Source organism: Acinetobacter sp. X9, from assembly GCF_054889255.1.
Window position 1 is genome coordinate 131,642 of record NZ_CM142679.1, and the last position, 19,075, is coordinate 150,716.

20 protein-coding genes are annotated in these 19,075 nt (G+C 39.8%); 9 read left to right on the top strand and 11 right to left on the bottom strand.

Annotation, left to right across the window (positions count from 1 at the left end; genetic code table 11):
* Positions 1 to 126: 126 nt before the first annotated feature.
* The gene (locus tag ACYU0V_RS00625) at positions 127 to 708 is read left to right on the top strand and encodes a YqiA/YcfP family alpha/beta fold hydrolase (RefSeq protein WP_461848671.1); all 582 of its coding nucleotides are present in this window, start codon (positions 127 to 129) and stop codon (positions 706 to 708) included.
* Between the two features lie 14 nt (positions 709 to 722).
* The gene (gene parE, locus ACYU0V_RS00630; RefSeq protein ID WP_057106181.1) at positions 723 to 2,606 is read left to right on the top strand and encodes a DNA topoisomerase IV subunit B; all 1,884 of its coding nucleotides are present in this window, start codon (positions 723 to 725) and stop codon (positions 2,604 to 2,606) included.
* 120 nt (positions 2,607 to 2,726) lie between these two features.
* On the opposite strand, the gene ACYU0V_RS00635 is transcribed toward parE, so the two are convergent.
* Positions 2,727 to 3,230 carry an ureidoglycolate lyase gene (locus ACYU0V_RS00635; protein ID WP_461848673.1) on the bottom strand — a complete coding sequence of 168 codons (504 nt, stop codon included), beginning with the start codon at positions 3,228 to 3,230 and terminating at the stop codon, positions 2,727 to 2,729.
* Positions 3,227 to 4,237: an allantoicase gene (alc, locus tag ACYU0V_RS00640; RefSeq protein ID WP_461848675.1), complete on the bottom strand. Its 1,011-nt coding sequence runs from the start codon at positions 4,235 to 4,237 to the stop codon at positions 3,227 to 3,229. The genes ACYU0V_RS00635 and alc overlap by 4 nt, the downstream gene beginning before the upstream one ends.
* 199 nt (positions 4,238 to 4,436) lie before the next feature.
* Here alc and hpxO point away from each other — a divergent pair, with 199 nt between their 5' ends.
* Positions 4,437 to 5,594 (top strand): FAD-dependent urate hydroxylase HpxO, encoded by a 1,158-nt coding sequence (hpxO, locus tag ACYU0V_RS00645; protein WP_461848677.1) that lies wholly within the window; start codon positions 4,437 to 4,439, stop codon positions 5,592 to 5,594.
* Between the two features lie 53 nt (positions 5,595 to 5,647).
* On the opposite strand, the gene ACYU0V_RS00650 is transcribed toward hpxO, so the two are convergent.
* The 5 genes from ACYU0V_RS00650 to puuE all read right to left on the bottom strand — a co-directional run bounded on the left by ACYU0V_RS00650 (position 5,648) and on the right by puuE (position 9,775).
* A complete protein-coding gene (locus ACYU0V_RS00650) occupies positions 5,648 to 6,373 on the bottom strand; it encodes an outer membrane protein OmpK (RefSeq protein ID WP_060465104.1) in 726 nt (241 codons plus the stop codon).
* Positions 6,374 to 6,494: 121 nt separating this feature from the next.
* Positions 6,495 to 7,862 (bottom strand): nucleobase:cation symporter-2 family protein, encoded by a 1,368-nt coding sequence (locus ACYU0V_RS00655; RefSeq protein WP_461848679.1) that lies wholly within the window; start codon positions 7,860 to 7,862, stop codon positions 6,495 to 6,497.
* Between the two features lie 24 nt (positions 7,863 to 7,886).
* Positions 7,887 to 8,210, bottom strand: a complete 324-nt coding sequence (gene uraH, locus ACYU0V_RS00660; protein WP_033849087.1) for a hydroxyisourate hydrolase — start codon at positions 8,208 to 8,210, stop codon at positions 7,887 to 7,889.
* Positions 8,207 to 8,710: a 2-oxo-4-hydroxy-4-carboxy-5-ureidoimidazoline decarboxylase gene (gene uraD / locus ACYU0V_RS00665; RefSeq protein ID WP_461848681.1), complete on the bottom strand. Its 504-nt coding sequence runs from the start codon at positions 8,708 to 8,710 to the stop codon at positions 8,207 to 8,209. The genes uraH and uraD overlap by 4 nt, the downstream gene beginning before the upstream one ends.
* A 99-nt stretch (positions 8,711 to 8,809) precedes the next feature.
* Entirely contained in the window at positions 8,810 to 9,775 is a 966-nt protein-coding gene (puuE, locus tag ACYU0V_RS00670) for an allantoinase PuuE (RefSeq protein WP_199964051.1), read from the bottom strand.
* Positions 9,776 to 10,027: 252 nt separating this feature from the next.
* On the opposite strand from puuE, the gene ACYU0V_RS00675 reads away from it, so the two are divergent.
* The 4 genes from ACYU0V_RS00675 to dsbD all read left to right on the top strand — a co-directional run bounded on the left by ACYU0V_RS00675 (position 10,028) and on the right by dsbD (position 13,703).
* Entirely contained in the window at positions 10,028 to 10,378 is a 351-nt protein-coding gene (locus tag ACYU0V_RS00675; protein WP_001019316.1) for an HPF/RaiA family ribosome-associated protein, read from the top strand.
* Between the two features lie 154 nt (positions 10,379 to 10,532).
* Positions 10,533 to 11,078, top strand: a complete 546-nt coding sequence (locus ACYU0V_RS00680; RefSeq protein WP_032062527.1) for an ankyrin repeat domain-containing protein — start codon at positions 10,533 to 10,535, stop codon at positions 11,076 to 11,078.
* 12 nt (positions 11,079 to 11,090) lie between these two features.
* Positions 11,091 to 11,858, top strand: coding sequence for a transporter (locus ACYU0V_RS00685; RefSeq protein WP_032057101.1), 768 nt, complete (start codon positions 11,091 to 11,093; stop codon positions 11,856 to 11,858).
* A gap of 18 nt (positions 11,859 to 11,876) precedes the next feature.
* Positions 11,877 to 13,703, top strand: a complete 1,827-nt coding sequence (gene dsbD, locus ACYU0V_RS00690; RefSeq protein ID WP_461848686.1) for a protein-disulfide reductase DsbD — start codon at positions 11,877 to 11,879, stop codon at positions 13,701 to 13,703.
* Here dsbD and ACYU0V_RS00695 read toward each other — a convergent pair.
* Both ACYU0V_RS00695 and ACYU0V_RS00700 read right to left on the bottom strand, forming a co-directional pair.
* A complete protein-coding gene (locus tag ACYU0V_RS00695) occupies positions 13,698 to 14,891 on the bottom strand; it encodes a sensor domain-containing diguanylate cyclase (RefSeq protein WP_213074151.1) in 1,194 nt (397 codons plus the stop codon). The two genes, dsbD and ACYU0V_RS00695, sit on opposite strands and share 6 nt — an antisense overlap.
* A 172-nt stretch (positions 14,892 to 15,063) precedes the next feature.
* Positions 15,064 to 15,975, bottom strand: coding sequence for an alpha/beta hydrolase (locus tag ACYU0V_RS00700; protein WP_461848688.1), 912 nt, complete (start codon positions 15,973 to 15,975; stop codon positions 15,064 to 15,066).
* 152 nt (positions 15,976 to 16,127) lie between these two features.
* Here ACYU0V_RS00700 and ACYU0V_RS00705 point away from each other — a divergent pair, with 152 nt between their 5' ends.
* Positions 16,128 to 16,565 (top strand): DUF2147 domain-containing protein, encoded by a 438-nt coding sequence (locus ACYU0V_RS00705; protein WP_002121971.1) that lies wholly within the window; start codon positions 16,128 to 16,130, stop codon positions 16,563 to 16,565.
* Positions 16,566 to 16,602: 37 nt separating this feature from the next.
* On the opposite strand, the gene ACYU0V_RS00710 is transcribed toward ACYU0V_RS00705, so the two are convergent.
* Entirely contained in the window at positions 16,603 to 16,953 is a 351-nt protein-coding gene (locus ACYU0V_RS00710) for an arsenate reductase (protein ID WP_060465096.1), read from the bottom strand.
* 459 nt (positions 16,954 to 17,412) lie between these two features.
* Positions 17,413 to 18,237 carry an exodeoxyribonuclease III gene (locus ACYU0V_RS00715; protein ID WP_002122009.1) on the bottom strand — a complete coding sequence of 275 codons (825 nt, stop codon included), beginning with the start codon at positions 18,235 to 18,237 and terminating at the stop codon, positions 17,413 to 17,415.
* Between the two features lie 38 nt (positions 18,238 to 18,275).
* On the opposite strand from ACYU0V_RS00715, the gene pyrE reads away from it, so the two are divergent.
* Positions 18,276 to 18,926, top strand: a complete 651-nt coding sequence (gene pyrE, locus ACYU0V_RS00720; RefSeq protein ID WP_002121863.1) for an orotate phosphoribosyltransferase — start codon at positions 18,276 to 18,278, stop codon at positions 18,924 to 18,926.
* Positions 18,927 to 19,075: the final 149 nt, after the last annotated feature.

Below are 19,075 nucleotides of genomic sequence, written 5' to 3' on the forward strand. Positions count from 1 at the left end.
ATAACACATGTTTTTAAAATACTGATGAATGGTTAGTTGAGTGGTTTTTCTTGTCTGACAATAGTGTTTTTATATACAAACTGAGAACAAAAATGTGAGTTTATTCTCAATTTAGAGGGAAAATATATGAATATTATCTACCTCCATGGCTTTAATAGTAGCTCTCTTTCAATTAAAGGGCTGAGCCTTAAGCAGTATTGTAGCGAATTGGGCATAAATGTGCATTTGCCAGATTTAAACAGATCTCCTGATCTAGTGGTTGAACAAGTTTCAGAGTTGATTGAGTCTTTACAAGATGTGGCTTTAGTGGGCAGTAGCCTCGGCGGGTTTTTTGCGACATATTTTGTCGCGAAATATAATATTCCAGCTGTACTGATTAATCCTGCTATGCAACCATGGAAACTGTTTGATGAATTATTTCAAGTTGAAAGCATGCCCTATGTGGTGAATGATCAATGGTCAATTGACCATATTCAGTTACGTCAGTTACAACAACTGGAACTGAATCAACCTGAAAATGCCGACAAAATACTCGTCTTATTGCAACAAGGCGACGAAATTTTGGATTATCGTCAAGCACAACGCTATTATAGTGCTGCAACGCCATCCTCATTGATTTTGACGGATGCTCATGGCAATCATGCTATGGAAGATTTTGAAGAAAAATTACCGTTAGTGATCGAATTCTTTGCGCACACCATCAAATAAGGAAAACGTACAACGTGACACAATATACGGCTCAATCGCTTGAAGTTCTTTCTGGTTTAGACCCTGTTCGTCGTCGTCCAGGGATGTATACCGATACGACTCGACCTAACCATTTAGCCCAAGAAGTTATTGATAATGCTGTTGATGAAGCATTAGCTGGTCATGCCGACAAAATATGTGTCACGGTTTATAAAGATGGTTCGTTGTCGGTTGAAGATAATGGCCGTGGTATGCCAGTGGATATTCACCCTGAATATGGCCAAAGTGGTATCGAAATCATTCTGACCAAGCTCCATGCGGGGGGTAAATTCAGTACCGATAACTACCAGTTTTCAGGTGGTTTGCATGGTGTGGGGATTTCAGTTGTAAACGCTTTATCAACACGTGTTGAGGTCGAAGTTCAGCGTCAGGGCAACCTATATCAAATGGCCTTTGAGCAAGGTGAACCAGTAGCACCTTTAGCTGTTCTCGAAGGTAAAGCTCCAAAACGCGCGACAGGTACAACGGTACATTTTTGGCCGGAAGCGAAATATTTTGATAGTCCAAAATTTGCTTTAAAGGCACTTAAACATAATTTAAAAGCCAAAGCTGTGTTAGCGGCTGGTTTAAAAATTATCTATATCGATCAAATTAACGATGAAAAAATCGAATGGCAATTTGAAAATGGCCTCGTCGATTATTTGATGGATGAGTTGCAAGACCGCGAAATTTTGCCAAATCCCGCTTTTGTGAGTAATGGTCAGGCAGACCGTGCGGCGTGTGAATTTGCGATTTGCTGGAATGTAGAAGGCGGTGAGCAGGTTCAAGAAAGTTACGTCAACTTAATTCCAACTGCACAAGGCGGTACTCATGTGAACGGTTTACGTTCAGGTGTTACCGAGGCATTGCGCGAGTTCTGTGAGTTACGTAATTTGCTACCACGAAACCTCAAACTTTCGGCAGAAGATGTTTGGGATGGTGTGAACTATATCTTGTCGCTCAAGTTCCAAGAGCCTCAGTTTTCAGGTCAAACCAAAGAGCGTCTTTCGAGTCGAGAAGCATCAAATATTGTTTTAAATATTGCTAAAGATGCTTTCGCACTCTGGCTCAACCAACATGCTGAAATTGCCATGCAGTTGGCAGAAATGGCGATTTCTAAAGCAGGTCGTCGTTTAAAAGCAGCAAAGAAAGTCGAGCGTAAAAAAATTGTTTCCGGTCCTGCATTGCCGGGTAAATTGGCAGATTGTGTTGGTCAAACACGTGAGGACAGTGAACTGTTTATTGTCGAGGGGGACTCTGCTGGCGGTAGTGCCAAGCAAGCGCGCGATAAAAACTTTCAGGCGATCATGCCGATTCGTGGAAAAATCTTAAATACGTGGGAAGTTTCTTCAGATGAAGTACTCGCTTCTCAAGAGGTCCACGACATTGCGATTGCGATTGGTGTAGATCCGGGCAGTGATGATTTATCTGAACTACGTTACGGTAAAATCTGTATTTTGGCCGATGCCGACTCGGACGGTTTACACATTGCGACTTTGCTTTGTGCTTTATTCGTTAAACACTTCCCAGCATTGGTTGAAGAAGGACATTTGTATGTGGCAATGCCACCATTGTTCCGTATCGACATTGGTAAAGATGTTCATTACGCGCTTGATGATGATGAACTTGAAACTATTTTGAAAAATATTAAAGGTAATCGTAATCCGCAAATTACCCGATTCAAAGGATTGGGTGAGATGAACGCGATTCAATTACGTGAAACGACTATGGATCCGAACACGCGTCGTTTAGTTCAGCTCGATCTAGATGATGTGCATCTAACGGCAGGTTTACTCGACAAGTTACTTGCGAAAAAACGTTCGGCAGATCGTAAGCAGTGGCTTGAGCAGAAGGGTAACTTAGCTGATATCACTGTCTAAAAAGGCGTAAAAAATCCCCGCTCAATTGGCGGGGATTTTTTTATGTAAATCTAAATTGTTGGAAATCACCACAACGGTTTTTGCCATTAAATTAAAGTAGACAGATTTGTATATTTTAATTTAGGTCGTAATTTTTATAACCTGTGGAAATTGAAAAACATCACAATTTGCTCCACCTCCAATTCGATCTACCACTGCAAAATCACTGGGTGCCTCGAAGGTAAGCAAAGGATGATGCCATGTGCCTGCCCGATAATTAATACTTTGCTTTCCATTCGAGACGAAAGCACATAGTTTTGAAATATCAGGGGTGTTTTCGTCCAAAGCGGGTGCCACGATAATTAAAAACTTTTGTTGCTGTAGTGGAATAAATGCCTGAGAGCCTTTGGGATGACGCTCTAGCATTGAAATTTCTAGAGGCAACACACTGGCTTTAATATTACGGAAAATACTAATTCCTGCCTTTGCTTCCCCTTCAATTTCAGTTTCAACGAGCGCATGGTAGCGCTCGGTGTGGGCATGATTAATATGAAAAAAGTCATGCCCGTCACAACAGATGACTTCTCCGAAGGGCTGGAAGTTTTCAATGGTTAAAGGCTGAATTTGAATATTCTTCATGATCATGACTTGGCAATTTTCCCCCATAAACGGACACGGCTAATACCACCATCTGGAATCATGTTAATACGAATATGCGAGATTTTTTCATGTTGTAAAATCTCATTCACATATTCATGAATATGATCCATTTGCATCGGTTGGGCTTCTAGTAAGTAAGACCAGAACATACTTTGAGGAATTAACTGTGCATCGGTTGCGTTTTCAAGGTAAACCGCCTGAATAGATACTTGGGCAGGGAAGTTCCCTTTAAAATGAGCTGTATCAATTTCAAGCTTTTCAATTTTTCCGCTTTTACCCAACGCAAGAATACACCAGTCATAACCCGGTGCACGGCGGCGTTTGGTTTCCCATCCATCGCCCATATTGACTCCGCGGCCTGGGTTAATCAAATTACGCGGGTGTCCAAAATGAGCATCACTATAAGCAACTACACGGCCACCATTTTCGAGAGCCAATAAATCGAGAGTTTGTTCGCTGTCAGTTACCTGAATATGAACATCTCCATAGACACGCAAACGGGCAATACCACCATCTGGGAAAATGTTGAGACGTATATGAGTGAAAAGTGCATCATTATTGACCATAAAAATATGATGTTGGCTTGGGCCGAGTTCAGTATTTTCTAAAACATTTTCCCATTCTGCTCCTGTCAGGTCCCCATTTGGTGCATAACATGCTTCTAATGATGCAGAGGCAGGATAATTTCCTGTAAAAAAGCTGGTATCAATATCAAGAGCAGTGATTTTTCCACTTACGCCTAACTTTACGATACACCAGTCATAGCCCGCATGACGCTTACGACGCGTTTCCCAGCCGTCCATCCATTTGCCGTTATCATCAAATTTATCTTCAACAAAAATAGGTGCATCAAATTGCAGCATACGCTTTGCTTCTGCAAAGAAATCATCTGAACACTCAATGACTTGTGCACCAATTCGAGCATCTGCCAAATTGGTTTTCGTATTCAAAATCTCAGGAAGTTCAAAAGCTGGAGCGTGCAATGTTGCCATAATGGAGTATCCGTATTTCTTGTTAAAAACATGATTTTTCATTTAAAACTGCGCCAACACAGAGTGTGCTGAGACGAGTTTTATACATAAATATATAAGCATGGTGCATGCCAGTTTTGTGGAAAAGCTAAATAAATTTTGAACGATGGCATGTTTTTAGCATAAGCACCCTATAGGTGAATATCTATAGGAGCGTGTTATGAATGTGGTGATTATTGGTGCAGGAATGGGAGGTCTAACCACAGGCATTGCATTAAAGAAATTTGGTCACCAAGTTCGCATTTTTGAGCAAACTGAAAAAATTCTTCCTGTCGGCGCGGCAATTTCGCTCTGGTCGAATGGTGTGAAATGTCTGAACTATCTAGGATTAACTGACAAAATCGCCAAACTTGGTGGACAAATGGATGATTTGGCCTATGTGGATGGTTTAACTGGAGATGTGATGACACAATTCAGTTTATTGCCATTAATTGAAGAAGTGGGCCAACGACCTTATCCGGTTGCACGTGCTGATCTACAAAATATGTTGATGGATGAATTTGGTCGTGATCAGATTTATTTAGGCAAAAAAATGGTCAGTCTTGAAGACAAAGCTGATTATGTAGAAGTTCATTTTGCAGATGGTAGCTCAACGCAGGCCGACCTATTAATTGGGGCGGACGGCACTCATTCACTTACACGGACCTATGTGTTGGGGCAGCAAGTACAGCGTCGTTACGCGGGATATGTAAATTGGAATGGTTTGGTTGAGATCTCTGAAGATTTGGCTCCAGCCCAGCAATGGACGACTTATGTGGGCGAAGGCAAGCGAGCTTCTTTAATGCCAGTTGCAGATGGAAAGTTCTATTTCTTTTTAGATGTGCCTTTACCAGCAGGGTTAGATAATAATCGAGATGAATATAAAAAACTTTTAAAACAATATTTTGTTGATTGGTGCCAACCCGTACAGCAGCTTATTGAACGCTTAGACCCGCAAAAGACTAACCGGGTAGAAATACATGATATTGAACCGTTCACTCAATTTTATAAAGGTCGCGTGGTGATTTTGGGTGATGCTGCACATAGCACGACACCTGATATTGGGCAAGGCGGTTGCCAGGCCATGGAAGACGCGATTTATTTAGCGCGTTCTCTGCAAATTAACACTTTAGGGCTAGAAGATGCTTTGCGACGTTATCAAAACAAGCGCAATGAACGTGCTAAAGAATTGGTACTTCGTGCACGCAAACGTTGTGATGTGACGCATATGAAAGATGAAGCCGTTACACAAGCTTGGTATGAAGAATTACGCCGTGAACAAGGTGGACATATTATGCAGGGGATTATTAGCAATATTGTAGGTAATCCACTCGATTAAAAACAAAAACAGCAAGGAACTTTCCTTGCTGTTTTATCTTCTAAATTTGGATTTTAGAAGTGGTATTTAACCAATGCACTGACGTTATTTTCATCTCGGCCTTGAAGGCCAAATTTATTATTCCACACTGAGTGCTCGATACCGAGGTATAAGCGTGTGTCAGGAGAAATGTGTTTACCTACATTCCATTTCCACTGAGTTGTCCAGTTCAACTCGCTGGCATGGTCGCCTTCAGCAGTTGACCAGTCAAGGAAACCATCTACCAAGAAATCTTCAGATCCTAATTTTAATGGAATACCATAAACGAATGTCATTTGATAATCGTCGTCAGTTTTGTCATTATCTGCACGGTAGAAGTTTAAATTTGCATATTGGAAATATGGGATATTTAAGTCAACTGCAAAACCATACAAGAAATTGTTGAAGTTATTACCATTTTCTCTATTTCCCTCCCAAGTAGTACTAATGAGTACATCTTTAATTGGGCCATACGACAGTTTTTTACCAGACACTTCGCCTAAGCTTAAACGTGGTGATAATTCAAAATATGTACTTTTATGATCATCTTCGCCACGCATGTGGTCCATGAAGAAAAATACATCAGCGTATTTAACTTTCGCTGCATATTCCAAAGTAATCGTGGTTTCTTTGTCATCTACAACTTCATAGTTTTCGCCATAAAGTCCAGTCACACTAAAATCTTGCCAAATTGGTTTTGCCTGAACCATGGCAGTTGCAGATAACAAGGCACAAGTCGCCGCAAGTTGCTTTAATTGCATTTAAATGATCTCCCCCCAAATAAAGCACGCTAAGGATACAGGGTCTTAAGCAAAAATGAAGCCAAATTTGATCAACGGTTAAAAAAAAGCCCACCGAAGTGGGGCGCTAAAAACTAAATCTTTAATGAGTATTTCTTGTGTTTATTGTTTGGCTCAAATGTGGGGTACGCGAGCTGCGAAATGAAGGTAAATGATTAAATAATAAATTCAACAAGATAGCAAAGATACAAGTTGAACTAATGCCCGAATGGAACAAAGTTTGTACCCAAACTGGGAAATGAGCATAAAACTCATGGTTAATAATCGGGATCATCCCAGCTGATAAAGCGGTCGCGACAATAATTAAATTTTTCTGATCGTTATAATCTATCTTTGCCAAAGTACGAATTCCACTCGCTGCAACCGACCCAAACAAGACCAAACCTGCACCACCAAGTACGGGCATTGGAATCGCTGCAATCAAACGACCCATAATAGGTAGTAGACCTAAAATAATCAGAATGACACCCCCTGCTGCGACTACAAAGCGGCTTTTGATGCCTGTAATCGCAACCAGTCCAACATTTTGGGCAAAAGCGCTTTGCATGAAAGAACCAAAGATAGGCGCAAAAGCACTCGAAAACATATCTGCACGAACACCATTGGCGATACGTTTTGAATCGACTTCAGTTCCTACAATGTCTCCGACAGCAATAATATCGGCTGTGGTTTCAGTCATAATCACCAAAGTGACGATCAACATCGACAAGATAGCGCTGAGCTCGAAAGTCGGTAAACCAAATGCAAATAAGTGCGGAAATTGGAGCCATGCGCCTGAACTCACCTGACTAAAATCACCAAAACCCATGAAGTAGGCGAGGGTAGTACCAACCACAATAGCCAACAAAATTGATAAACGACGAATGCTTGCTTGCGGCAGCATATTTAGAACAATCACAATGCCTAAGGTCAGCAGTGCCAAAGAGATATTTTCTACGCTACCCCAGTCGGGCGCTTTGTTGTTGCCACCCATCATCCAGCGAATCGCAACGGGTAACAAAGATAGACCAATAATCGTGATAACGCATCCCGTCACAACAGGTGGGAAAAAACGAATAATTTTTGAAAAGTAAGGTGCAAGGCATAGCCCAATTAAAGAGGCTGCAATGACCGCACCGTAGACAGCAGGTAAACCACCGCCTGTGGTGATAATCGCGACCATGGTGGCCACACCCGCAAAAGATACACCCTGTACGAGAGGTAATTTTGCGCCTAAATATTTGGTTCCGATTGTTTGGATCAGGGTTGCCAATCCACCTACAAATAGGGCCGCTGCAATTAACATTCCGATTTGTACTGAGCTTAAGCCAGCTGCCGTTCCAATAATCAAAGGCGGGGCTACAATGCCACCATACATGGTCAGCACATGCTGTAAGCCGTAAGCAAAACTTTTGGAAATTCCTAAATATTCATGCTCTGGAGAAATTGCATTTTTTTGCTGATGGTTCATATTTTTCTCCTATTTATAATTGAGTTAGCTACCGCGATAAGTGGAGTAAGCAAATGGGCTAATCAGTAATGGAATGTGATAATGCTGATTGATGTCTTCTATAAAAAATTGGATACAAACACGTGGGAAAAAAGTTTTGACTTGCTGCGATGAAAAATAAGGAGCAATTTCAAATTCAAGCTGATAAGCACCTTTTGCAAAGTCTGTTATTCCAAAATCACTCACTCGACCATCTTGATTAGTGGTGGCTGTCGCTATCAGCTCATGGGTTGCTGCATGAAACAACTTTACTTCTACGTCTGCAGCTGGTTTACCTAAATTCGTATCTAAAATATGAGTGCTGATCATGCTTGTATTTCCTGAGTTAGACGTAATAGAGCAATCGCTGCGAGTTGCTCATGTACAATTGTTTTTTCAATAGCTAAGTCGTTTTGTAGTCGTTCATGTAGCTTTTTTAAAATTTCATCGCTACTGAGGCCTGCCGCTTTAATTAAAAAAATAAAGCCAAACTTTTGTTCATAATCAAGATTACCTTGCAGCAGAGCTTGTTGTGTTTTTTCACCTAAAGAAATGCCAGCTTGTTCTTTAGATGAAAAATCTTGCTCTTTTGCATTGAGTTGTTTTTTAGCTTCGCGTTCACCAATTTTTGGATGAGTTGCTAAAGCTGCTTGAATCTCTTGCCATGACCACATTTGACTTAATTGTTCTGCATATTCCAAAAGAGATGCTTTTGTTGAATAGGGACGTTTTGAGATGATTTTTTCGGCCCATGCTTGAATATGGACACAGTTTTTTAACAAAGTCTTGAGTTGTTCTGGTGGGGCTTGATTAAACTCGGCTAAAAACACTGTTATTCCTAAACTCGTTGTCTTGATATGGAGTTTTAGCAATAACAGTGCCAATAGCGAGTTTTAATTCGCTTATGAATTTTGAAAATTAAAAATCAATTATTTAGTTATGTGATTTTTATACCAATGTTCGGCAATCTCCTGTCGACGACATACCCATACTCGATCATGCATTTGAATATAGTCGAGAAATTTTTGTAATGCTTTAAAACGGCCCGGACGCCCCAAAATGCGGCAATGCATTCCAATCGACATCATTTTTGGTGCAGTTTCTCCCTCTGCATACAGCACATCGAAACTATCTTTCAAATATTGAAAAAACTGTTCTGAACTATTAAATCCGCCTGGTGAGCAGAACTTCATGTCGTTACATTCCAAAGTATAAGGAATAATCAGATGAGAGCGTGATGCACCTGTAGTATCGGTAAGCGTTGTCCAAAAAGGTAGGTCATCGCCATAATAATCAGAGTCATATTGTATTTGTGGAAACTCTGCGAGTAACTGACGTGTATTGGGGCTGTCACGTCCGGTGTACCAACCTATAGTTTTATTTTCAAACAAGTTTTCTAAAACAGTTAAAGCTTGTTCCATATGCTTCTTTTCGACTTCAATATCAGTATCTTGATAGTGAAGCCAGCGGTAGCCATGTGAAACAACATCATAGTCAGCTTGCTTAATTGCTTCTACAATATAAGGATTGCGGGCAAGCGCCATTGCAACTCCGAAAATGGTCATTGGAAGTTTGCGCTTTTGGAATTCATTATGAATGCGCCAAAATCCAGCACGTGAACCATATTCGTACATAGAGTCCATCGACATATGTTTAGCTGGGTAACTTGCGGCACCAATAATCTCTGATAAAAACTGTTCTGAGCCCTCATCGCCGTGCTCAATATGTTTTTCGCCACCTTCTTCATAATTAAGCACAAATTGCACAGCAACCTTGGCATTGTTAGGCCATTTAACCTGTGGCGGTTGCCCGTGATAACCGATTAAATCACGTGAATAAGGAGACTTTTGAATCTGCTCAATAAGTTCTGCTCCAGATAGATAAGATTCGGACACAATTGCTCTCCTTTTGTTCAATTTTTCATAAAAATTTAAAAAATCAGCTTGCATATTTTTATAGATGGACTGATATTGAAGATATGAAGATCTTCAAAATAAATTAAAAGCAGTACGTTTAAGTCAGGAGATAACAAACCATTACACCATCAAAATGTACAATTGAAGTCAGTTCATGCATGCTTAAAACATGCCAACATAAAAAAGTTTTGCATAGAAAAGATCCACAGTAAGAAAGAGAGGATGGTATTTATGAATATTGAAATCCGCACAGATAAAAACATCCATAACAGTGAACGTTTAATTACTTATGTACGTGCAGAACTTACTCAAGAATTCCAACGTCATAGCGAACGTATTACGCATTTCTCGGTTCATTTTAGTGATGAAAATGGGGACAAAGGTGGTGACAAAGATATCCACTGTATGATTGAAGCACGTCCTTCAGGTTTGAAACCAGTTGCAGTACACCATAAAGCAGGAAATATTGATGCTTCAATTCATGGAGCGATTGAAAAATTAAAACGTAGCCTTGAACATACTTTTGAGAAAAAGGAACACCCGAGAGGTGGTCAACCAGAATTCATTGATGATGAAGTTTAATTTAAAATCCTAAAAAGCCCTTCGGGGCTTTTTTTTATATTTAATGAAAATAAAACTATTCACAACATTAGGTTTGCAATGCGATGCAATCAACCTCTAAAATCTTCAGAAGAGATTAGGCATAATAGCCCTAATATATTTTTGAGAGATGGTCATGTTAACCACCCAGCAGCAAGCTTTAATTAAAGCCATAGAAGAATTAGAACTCGCGCAAGTGCAAAAATTACTTGCTGAAGGACTTGATCCGAACTTTATTGATCCGGAACAAGGACCACCTGTATCAATCATTTGTGATGGAATTTTTAAATGGTGGGAAGATGTATCAGAAGCTTATGAAGCGGGTACACCACTATCACAAGAAGAAAAACAACAATCATTACAGGTTTACCTCGATATACTCGAAGCGTTGATTCAAGCCAAAGCGAATGTACACCTTTGGGATGCAGAAGAGTTTTATGGTCCTTTATGGGATGCAGCAAGCTCGGCATGTGCGCCAGCCGTTCAACGTTTATTAAATGAAAAAGTTGATCCAAATACACGTGATGAAGAGGGACTCACTATTTTATCTTCAATCAGTCAGTTGTTCTTTGATTGCGACTTTGATGAAATAGATTGGTCAGAAGCGCTTCAAGAAGAGCGTGAAACATTAGAATTATTGCGCCAACATGGGGCAAAAATGTCAAAAGAACTAACTACTTGATTGGATAATAGAATGAGAACATTTCAAATTTTAACTTTTGCTCTGACCACTGTTGCTGCTGGAAGTACTTTCGCTGCGGAGTTTTCTTTTGACCGCCCAGGTGCTGGTATTGGAACAGGGATTACTCCGGTTGGTAAATTGGCTTGGGAACAAGGTTTGCCAAGTGCAACTTATACAGAGTCAACGGTTGATGGCGTCAAAGAAAAGACCGTAACTGTAAATGAAGATATGTTATTCCGTACCGGTTTAGCTGATGGTTTGGAGTTACAATTAGGATGGCAAGGTCCAGCATGGACTCAAACTAAACGTGCTGGTAAAAAACATGACACTTCAGGCTTTGGTGATGTCAGCATCGGTTTGAAAAAAGCAATTGATCTAAACGATGAAAATTTATCAATGGCTGTGTTAGCTGAAGCGATCATTGCCACTGGAAATGATGAATTTACTGCACATGACGATATTTATAGCCTAAGTTCAGCAGTCGCTTATAAATATAATGACTTAGTAGGCACATCAATTACCATGCGCTACGAAGTACAAAATAGTAACTGGGCAGTAACTGCAATTCCAACGATTGATTATAAAATCGCAGGTAAGCTGTCAGGTTATTCTGAGTTCATTTACCGTAAAGCTGAAAGCCAAGACTACGAATATGGTTTAGGGACAGGTTTAGTCTACGCCGTAAATGATCGTACTCAGCTCGATGCAAGTATCGGGGTTGATTTAGAGGGTCAAGACAAGAGCTATAACGGTGGCTTAGGCGTGGCATTCTTGTTTTAATCGAAGCAATTTAAATTTATGTTAATGAAAAAGCTTATTCATCAGGGAATTCTTTATTTTCTAGCATTTGCTATTTGTGTGTTTAGCCAGTTGGTTTCTGCGCAAGATAAGCTACTCTCACCCGAACAAGCTTTTTCATTTTCGGTTGAATCTTCTGAGCCGCATACTGCGAGTTTGTCTTGGCAGATTCAGCCAAATTATTATCTTTATCAGCATAAATTTTCCGTACAACAAGGTACTCAACCTTTAACTTTAAAGTTACCTAAAGCGGTTGCCCAATATGATGAAAATTATGGGCAAAGTCAGGTTTACTACCATCAAGTTAATTTCCAAATTAAGACTAAGCCTTCAGAGCACTATAGTGTGACTTGGCAGGGCTGTGCCAAAGACCGTATTTGTTATCCACCTCAAACCATTGAGTTTCAAACCGATGCAGATGGCTTGGTGGGTGTGCAAAACCAAGCAGGAACAGCGCCAAAACGATTACTAGATTTAGCGAATACACAATCCGACACTTCCTCGGGTTCAGAATCTTTAGAAAAAGAGCAGAGTACAGAGACAGCAGCTGATACAACTACACCTCAAATTGCACAAGATCAGATCTGGTCAGCTAAATTAATTGAACACTCGCTTTGGTATGGAGTTTTATTATTTTTAGGTTTAGGCATGTTGCTCGCATTTACGCCATGTTCTTTACCGATGCTTCCTATTTTAACTTCACTGATTATTCGCGAACATAAAGGTTTAAAGGCTTGGACCATTGCGCTTACTTTTGTGTGTAGCATGGCATTGGTTTATGCAGGCTTGGGTTTAATTGCTTCTTCGGCAGGCTTAAATTTCCAGCGCTGGTTACAACAGCCAGCGACTTTAATTGCTTTTAGTTTGCTGTTTATTGTTTTTGCTCTGAACTTATTTGGTTTGTTTGAGCTTCGTTTACCTCAGACATGGTTAAACCGACTTGACCGTATTCAGTCAATGCAACAAGGCGGCACGTTGGTCGGCGCTGGGGTTATGGGTGTCGTTTCTGCGCTTTTGGTGGGTCCTTGTATGACCGCACCTCTCGCTGGAACTTTATTATTTATTTCTCAAACGCAAAATCAGTGGCAAGGTGCTTTGCTTTTATTCTGCCTAGGCTTTGGAATGGGAATTCCACTGTTACTCGCAAGTATTTTAGGGGCAAAATTCTTGCCTAAAGCGGGCGACTGGATGCATCAGATTAAAGTAATTTTTGCTTTTCTGATGTTGGGGTTAAGTCTTTATTTTATTCGTCCTTTGCTGCCAGATTTGGGCATGCAAGTGCTTAGCCTCGTATTAGGCCTTGCTTTTATCGCCTATGCTGTTTATCAGTTTTTCTGGAAAAAAGGGCAACTACAATGGCTCTACGCGATTTTATTATTAATCGTTACACCTTTTGTAGCCTATAACCAATATCAACATATTCAAAATCGAACTTTGCAAAGTTCTGCCCACATGGCCGAGTGGCATGTTGCGACTAGCGCGGCAGACTTCCAAAAGATTTTAGCGGCAGCGCCTACTGATCGGGCTATTGTGGTTGATGTATATGCAGATTGGTGTGTTGCCTGCCAGCCAATTGAGCACCGTATTTTAAAAGCACCAGAGGTTCAATCTGCTCTTGCACCTTATTATTTAATTAAGCTTGATTTGAGCCATTATGATCAGTCGCATGAAGCGCTACTCAAACAGTGGAATATTTTAGGACCACCGACCTATTTATTTTTAAGTCCAGAGCAAAAAGAGATTCGTGCTTTACGTTTAACGGGCGCTTTTAGTCAGCAAGAGCTTTTGCAGCAACTTGCGAGTTTGGCAAAATTCAAAGAATCATAAGGTATCGATAGCTTCTGTCTGATGAAATGTACGTACCTGATTACGTCCCGAAGCTTTTACTGCATAGAGTGCTTGGTCAGCCTGCCGAATAACCAGATAAGGATCTTGTGCAAAAGCTGAACTGCTTATTCCAAAACTCGCACTAATGTGAATAGGATTATTTTGAGCGGTAAAAACAGGTAATTCTTGCAAGGCTTGGCGACAACGCTCAGCAATTTTTTCTGCTTGAATAATATCTGTATGGGGGAGTAGTAAAATAAATTCTTCTCCACCAAATCGACCAATAATATCCTCGCTACGCAAATTCTCAGAAAGACATTGAGCAATTTCAATTAAGACCTGATCACCTTGATGGTGGCCGTATATATCATTAATCTTTTTAAAATGATCGATATCAAGAAGTACCACAGCATAATCAAATTGTTGTTGGTGTAGCGACTCCAAATGCATGTTTAAACTACGTCTATTTAATACATTGGTTAAAGGGTCGATTTGGCTTAGACGTTGAATATAAGTTTCTCGCTGACGCCATTGGGTGAGTAATATTTCAAATAAAACAAAACAGGCCAATAAAATAGGCATAATAAAAAAAGCCATACTACCTAACCAAAACTGATTAGTTTGGGCATGACGCATCGCTGTAAAATTAAATAGGGGCGCATATGAGATAACCCCTGTCATACTTAAATATGTACATACCGTTAAAATAATTGTTGCAGGTACAAGAGCGCTATAAACAATTTTACGTTCAAATAACACCAAACCCACACCGATGGTACCTACATAACCGACCATAGTGGCAGGGCTGATACTGCCAATTAAATATCCATCATGACATAGCATAAGTGCAAAGAACTGCACGCTAATGAAAGGAATAACTTTTTGAGCCCATTCATCATTTTTGTAGCGGTAACAGGGAATAATCAAAAAGACTAATAAAAATAAGGTAAATAAATTGAGCCAGATTTGTGATTCAACTAAAGGCAGATTCGCCCATTGCCAGACGCTTGGCGTAATTAAAATATAACCTTTCCATAAAATCCAACTGAAATTCATTGCACAGGCAAGTGTGAGCATCAGTGCGCTTTTTTGTAATGGCGTCCAGTTAATGATGTGATTATTGTGGATGAAATCGATTATCACCTGTTTTATTCTATTTACGGGATAAGTGATTAAACGATTTTTCATAATAAATAAGGGCTCCTAAATATAGATGCCTCTTTGTTAGACCATCCTAAAATTGGATTGTATAAATAATTTATATTTTAAACATAACATGATTTTCAATTTATACATGATGTCTTTTATAAAGAAAATGATGTGAAAAGTTTTGGGACTATTCACATCATTCATCAGTAAATTAAGTTTTATCAAGCTCATGGGCAAATTCAGCAATATCTGCCAATGCTTGTTTAGCTTCATCAAACCAAGCATTAAACATCTGGAAGTTATGCCACATGCCCGTATAAAGTTTGAATTGAACGTTAACACCAGCATCTTCAGCTTTTTCTCTAAAACGCTTGGCATCGTCTAATAATATTTCTTTAGAGCCCACTTGAACCAAAGTTGGTGGAAGACCATGCAAATCGTCGAAAATAGGTGAAACACGCGGGTCATCGGCTGCGATGTGATTGCCTATATAGTACTGAGTGCCTGTTTGTAGGGCTTCAATAGATAATAAAGCATCATGCTTTTTGTTAAACCGAAGAGACTCACTGGTTAGGGTTAAATCTAGAAAAGGTGACAATAAAATCAGGCCACTTGGCATAAGTTCGGGTTGTTCTTTTAAACGTAAGCAAAGTGCTAACGCTAAATTTGCTCCGCATGAATCACCTGATAAAATAATATCTTTCGGCTGAATGCCTTGTACCACCAAAGACTGATAGATGTCGTATAGAGCTTCGGTTGCCTCAGGGTATGGATGCTCTGGTGCAAGAGGATAATCCACATGAATAATCTGCATTTGAGTACGGGCAGCTAAATCCGTCATAAAAGCATGATGTGTTTTGACACTACCAAGGAAAAAAGCACCGCCGTGAATGTGAAAAATTAGTTGAGTCGCAGAATCTTGCGGCTTGATTTCTTCACCTTTAATACCTGCTAGTCGAATCGGGCGCACGGATACATTTTTTTGTCGTGGGAAAGCACGACACAGCTGATCCAGCACAGGGCGTAAGGCAGTAGCCGGCAAATTTAGCTGGCTTGGCTTGCGAATTGTTGTTTTAAGAAAAGTTTCTGTAAAATAATATTTCCAAACATTTGATATATTCATATAGCATCCATTTTTATGCTAGTTTCTTGTTTTCTTGTAAATTTTATTTTGCAAGATTACAAGGTTACACGAAACAGTCACATTCAAAAATTGCAATATCTTTGCGACTTCTGAATACTAAAAATCTTGAAAGACCCAAGGATATTACAAAAATGAAAAAGATTGCTTTAGCTTTAGGACTCATTGGTATGGCTGCATTTGCCAATGCGGCTGATTCACTCAATGGAACGGTATGGAAAACGATTGATGATCAGACCAACAAGCCAAAAGCCGTAGTGAAATTTACGGAACAGAAGGACGGAACCTTAACTGCAACCATTCAGAACATTTTGACACCGGGTGAAGAAAACGCTTGTACAAAATGTGAAGGTCCGTACAAAAACAAACCGCTTAAAGGTGTCACCATTGTACATAATTTAAAAAATGTAGGTGGTAACAGTTATGAAAACGGTACGATTTTAGACCCAAAATCAGGTAAAACTTACAAACTGAAAGGTGAGTTAACCGATGGCGGCAAAAAGCTTAAATTACGTGGTTATATTGGCGTTTCTGCACTTGGTCGTAACCAAACATGGATTCGCGCGAACTAAAAGTTTTAATAAAAAACGAGCCAAATGGCTCGTTTTTTTAGGCTTGAATATTTTGATAGGTGGTTTCATCGAAACCCACAATAAAACCCTGTGAAGTTTTTAAAACAGGTCTTTTAATCAAACTTGGTTGAGCAATAAGTGCTTCAATCAGGTGATCTTCACTGCTTAGAGCACGGTTTTGTTCTTCTTCTGAAAGCTTGCGCCATGTCGTGCCTTTTTTGTTGAGAACAGTATCTTGTCCAATTTCTTTTAACCAGATTTTTAAAGTATCTGCATCAATGCCTTGTTTTTTATAATCATGAAAATCATAGTTAAGCCCTTTAGCCTGTAAGGCATCGAATGCTTTTTTCATTGAGTTACAGTTTTTAATTCCATAAATTTTTAACATTTTATCGGACCATGTCAAAAAGAGAGAGCACACAGCCTAACCCAAAATGCTTTTAAGCACTACTTTATACCGATACTTTTAAAACAAATGAAAATTAATGATTAATCGAAAGAGAAATGTCATGTTATTGTCATAAGACAAGGTAATAATGAGCTTAATAAGAAGAAGTTAAAACTAAAAGAACAAAGAACTTAGCGCAAAATAAGAGACAGAAAAGAGAAAACCCGCATTTAATCATCCTGATCATGCGGGTCTCATTTCAACGTCCAATGTCACATCCTTGCAAATAAACTTATCATAAGTTTATTTTATCTTCCTACGGCGTCCTATCCTTTTGCGTCATCCTGACTGCTTCCCTGTGCCGTGGGGCTATAATGCCGTTAAAGCTGTGTAAGAAAAATACTCAAAAACGACATATGCTGTAAGCGAAAACGACAATGTAAGTGAACGAGTGTTCACTTATTCTTGAATTTTATAGTCAATAATAACGGGTGCATGGTCGCTAAACCATTGATCTTTATAAACCCAAGCATTAATTGTACGTGCTTTCCAGTCTGGCGAGCATGCATGGTAATCAATACGCCACCCTACATTTTTTGCACGCGCTTGACCGCGATTTGACCACCATGAATAAAGTTCCGCTTCTGTGCGAACTACACGGAAAGTATCGACATAGCCAAGTTCATCATAAATATGGTCAAGCCACGCACGTTCATGTGGTAAACAACCAGAAGATTTCTGGTTACCAGACCAGTTTTTGATATCAATACGTTTATGAACAATGTTGTAGTCACCACAAATGATGACTGACTTGTTTTCATCACGCCATTGTTTCAAGATTTTTGCGTATTCACCTAAAAATAAATCTTTACGTGCTTGCGCTTCTTCACCACTTGAGCCCGAAGGTAAGTATAATGACGCAATATGTACTGGATGTGACAAACCTAAATCGAATTCCGCAGAAATAAAGCGGCCTTGACTGTCAGCCAGCTCAAACCCTAATCCATCTTTAACAGAGACAAAGGGTAAGCGGCTATATATTGCAGTCCCCGCATAACCTGCACGCTCTGCTGGAAAGAGATGGGTATGCCATCCTTCGGGTCTGAATTTTTCAGTCCATTGTTCATGGGTAATGCGGCTTTCCTGCATGCATACGACATCGGCATCTGATTGTTCTAACCATTCAAGTAAGCCTTTCGTTACTGAAGAACGTAAGCCATTTACGTTAATGGAAACGACTCGAAGAATTTTTACATCACTTGGATACTGATCCTTTGGTATCATGCGAAAATTTAACCTCAATTGTGAATTTGGAGCACCTCATGACAACGCCTGTGTCATTTCACCCGCAAGCATTTATCGAACTCGCATTATCACGCGGTGTGCTTAAATTTGGTGAGTTTACTTTAAAATCTGGACGCGTGAGTCCTTATTTTTTTAATGCAGGCCTACTCAACGATGGTGAAGCTTTATCTCTTTTAGCGCAAGGCTATGCTGATAAATTAACACAATGTGAAAATGTTGATGTGATTTTTGGACCAGCTTATAAAGGTATTCCATTTGTAGCGGCGACTGCTGTTGCTTTGTCGCAAGTCCATAACAAAAGTGTGCCATGGGGCTTTAACCGTAAAGAAGCGAAAGATCATGGTGAAGGCGGTGTTTTAGTCGGTGCTGCGGTTGAAGGTAAAAAAGTCTGGATTATTGACGACGTAATTACCGCAGGTACAGCGATTCGTGAAGTTGTAACGATTTTGAAAAACGCTGGCGCAACTATTGCGGGTGTTTTGGTGGCATTAGATCGTCAAGAACGTGGTCAAGGTGAGCTTTCTGCAATTCAAGAAGTTCAAAAAGAATTAGAAATTCCTGTGCATGCACTGATTACCATGAAAGATTTAATGGATTATTTAGAAGCGAAAGGCGAAACAGAAGCGCTAGCAAACATGCAAGCTTATCGTGAAAAATACGGTATCTAAGTCTATATTGAATTGAAAAAAGGAAGCGATGGCTTCCTTTTTTTATAATTTAATCAAATTATTGAGTTGGTTAAACTAAGTCGTAGGGTGTTAAAAATCATAAAAACCGTTCCCGTGCGCTGAATCCTAGAACGGTTTTGACTAAAATT

Excerpts from the sequence above, each read along its gene's own strand:
- ACYU0V_RS00685 (WP_032057101.1), top strand. The coding sequence starts at position 11,091 with ATGAGAACATTTCAAATTTTAACTTTTGCTCTGACCACTGTTGCTGCT.
- dsbD (WP_461848686.1), top strand. The coding sequence starts at position 11,877 with ATGTTAATGAAAAAGCTTATTCATCAGGGAATTCTTTATTTTCTAGCA.
- pyrE (WP_002121863.1), top strand. The coding sequence starts at position 18,276 with ATGACAACGCCTGTGTCATTTCACCCGCAAGCATTTATCGAACTCGCA.
- ACYU0V_RS00635 (WP_461848673.1), bottom strand. The coding sequence starts at position 3,230 with ATGATCATGAAGAATATTCAAATTCAGCCTTTAACCATTGAAAACTTC.
- alc (WP_461848675.1), bottom strand. The coding sequence starts at position 4,237 with ATGGCAACATTGCACGCTCCAGCTTTTGAACTTCCTGAGATTTTGAAT.
- ACYU0V_RS00655 (WP_461848679.1), bottom strand. The coding sequence starts at position 7,862 with ATGAACCATCAGCAAAAAAATGCAATTTCTCCAGAGCATGAATATTTA.
- ACYU0V_RS00675 (WP_001019316.1), top strand. The coding sequence starts at position 10,028 with ATGAATATTGAAATCCGCACAGATAAAAACATCCATAACAGTGAACGT.
- ACYU0V_RS00710 (WP_060465096.1), bottom strand. The coding sequence starts at position 16,953 with ATGTTAAAAATTTATGGAATTAAAAACTGTAACTCAATGAAAAAAGCA.
- ACYU0V_RS00680 (WP_032062527.1), top strand. The coding sequence starts at position 10,533 with ATGTTAACCACCCAGCAGCAAGCTTTAATTAAAGCCATAGAAGAATTA.
- ACYU0V_RS00705 (WP_002121971.1), top strand. The coding sequence starts at position 16,128 with ATGAAAAAGATTGCTTTAGCTTTAGGACTCATTGGTATGGCTGCATTT.
- ACYU0V_RS00695 (WP_213074151.1), bottom strand. The coding sequence starts at position 14,891 with ATGAAAAATCGTTTAATCACTTATCCCGTAAATAGAATAAAACAGGTG.
- ACYU0V_RS00650 (WP_060465104.1), bottom strand. The coding sequence starts at position 6,373 with ATGCAATTAAAGCAACTTGCGGCGACTTGTGCCTTGTTATCTGCAACT.
- ACYU0V_RS00715 (WP_002122009.1), bottom strand. The coding sequence starts at position 18,237 with ATGATACCAAAGGATCAGTATCCAAGTGATGTAAAAATTCTTCGAGTC.
- hpxO (WP_461848677.1), top strand. The coding sequence starts at position 4,437 with ATGAATGTGGTGATTATTGGTGCAGGAATGGGAGGTCTAACCACAGGC.
- ACYU0V_RS00625 (WP_461848671.1), top strand. The coding sequence starts at position 127 with ATGAATATTATCTACCTCCATGGCTTTAATAGTAGCTCTCTTTCAATT.
- ACYU0V_RS00700 (WP_461848688.1), bottom strand. The coding sequence starts at position 15,975 with ATGAATATATCAAATGTTTGGAAATATTATTTTACAGAAACTTTTCTT.
- uraH (WP_033849087.1), bottom strand. The coding sequence starts at position 8,210 with ATGATCAGCACTCATATTTTAGATACGAATTTAGGTAAACCAGCTGCA.